Origin of the sequence: Cohnella sp. CFH 77786, assembly GCF_019400745.1 — a bacterium.
Classification (GTDB): Bacteria; Bacillota; Bacilli; order Paenibacillales; family Paenibacillaceae; genus Cohnella.
Genome location: NZ_WJIB01000037.1, coordinates 1 through 1788, shown reverse-complemented (window position 1 = coordinate 1788; position 1788 = coordinate 1). Strand labels below are relative to the sequence as shown.

Below are 1788 nucleotides of genomic sequence, written 5' to 3'. Positions count from 1 at the left end.
GCCGAGTCCCGGCTGTATGGACGAAGGCCATGGAAGCTGGTAAGAACTTGGAGCGTCAGCGAAGAATCCTCCGGCGTAAGGGGATCGGCATGGGATGAAAGAAGATGCAGTGAACTGGGGAGACCCTCCCCTGCACGAAAAATTAAAATTTTTTTCGTAACGAGAAGCTCTATAAGTCAAAGGCGAAGTGAGCGGTCTGCAGGAAGGGAGTCCGAGGGGCGAATAGTACCGAAGAACGCAGGACAACACAACCTGCGGGAGGGAAGGCGCCCTGCTTTGTTCACGCTTTTCAAGGAGGTACGAGTGAGTGAATGCCATATGGCTAACGACACCCAGAGAAAAAGTTCAACAACTCCAAGAGAAGCTAGGTCATGCTGCCAAGACAAGCAAAAGCAGAAAGTTCCATGCGCTATACGACAAGGTACATCGGCTGGACGTGCTACAGGAAGCGTGGCGTAGAGTGCGGGCAAACAAAGGAGCGGCAGGTATCGACGGTGAGACCATGGCTGACATTGCGAAGATCGGCGAAGACCGATTCGTAGCGGAATGCCAAGAGCGATTGCTGAAGAAATCCTACCATCCTCAGCCTGTACGCCGTCACTACATTCCGAAGAAAGACGGACGGAAACGTCCGCTCGGCATCCCAACGGTAAGAGACCGCGTCGTGCAGATGGCAACCAAACTCATACTGGAACCGATCTTTGAAGCCGATTTTCAGGAATGCTCATTCGGTTTCCGACCAAAGCGAGGCGCGAAACAAGCGCTGGAGCGAATTCGCAAAGCATGCAACCGCAAAGGTAACTGGGTGGTCGACGTCGACATCCAAGGCTACTTCGACAACATTAACCAAGAGAAGCTCATGAAGCTGATGGAAATGCGCATCAGCGACAGACGAGTTCTCAAGCTAATCCGGAAATGGCTTGAAGTAGGAGTGAAGGAGGAAGGGATGGTTAAACGTTCCGATTTGGGTACGCCGCAGGGTGGGGTGATCTCGCCACTGCTCGCAAACATCTACCTGAACTACTTCGACCTATTGTGGGAAAAGCATGGTAAAGAAGTCGGGGAACTCACGCGGTACGCCGACGACTTCGTCGTTGTGTGCAAGACAAGGAAAGATGCGCTCCATGCTTACAAACTCATTCAGACAATAATGGAGCGACTAGAATTGACTTTGCACCCGGAGAAGACGCGGATTGTGGGATTGTGGACGGGGGAAGAAGGGTTTGACTTCCTCGGCATGCACCACCGGAAGACGAAAGCAGAAACGGGACAGAACCGCGTGTACTATACGACCCAGCAATGGCTCTGCGCAAAAGCAGAGAACCATATTCGGGAAGTGGTAAAAGAACGACTCGCACCGCCGAAAATGCGGCATGTCTCGTTCCAAGAGCACGTGGATTGGCTCAATTTGAGAATTCAAGGTTGGAAGAACTACTACGCAACGCCATACAGCTCCAAATGGATGTCCAAGTTAGATTGGTACATCCGAACGAGGTTGACGAAGTGGTACGCAAAGAAACGCCAGCGTAATCGCTGGCGTGGTTCCGGATATGAAGTTAAGTTGCTTAGCCAAATGTATGGCTTGAAGACGCTTTTGTAATCGTATGCGCATGAATGACGAACATCGGAAAGCCGTATGAGGGAAAACCTCACGTACGGTTTGATGAGGATTGCGCCTTGAAAGCTCAAGAGGCACGTGTCGCCTGAGATGGCGATCGGGACAAAGCTTAGCCAGCAGTCCTGTACCGAGTCTTGCGTGGTGCATGGCAACATGTACGACGAAGCGTA

1 protein-coding gene is annotated in these 1788 nt (G+C 51.7%); it reads left to right on the top strand.

Annotated features, from left to right (window positions below; genetic code table 11):
* The first annotated feature begins 307 nt into the window (after positions 1-307).
* Positions 308-1600 carry a group II intron reverse transcriptase/maturase gene (gene ltrA, locus GE107_RS26195; RefSeq protein WP_219644646.1) on the top strand — a complete coding sequence of 431 codons (1293 nt, stop codon included), beginning with the start codon at positions 308-310 and terminating at the stop codon, positions 1598-1600.
* The last annotated feature ends 188 nt before the right edge of the window (positions 1601-1788 follow it).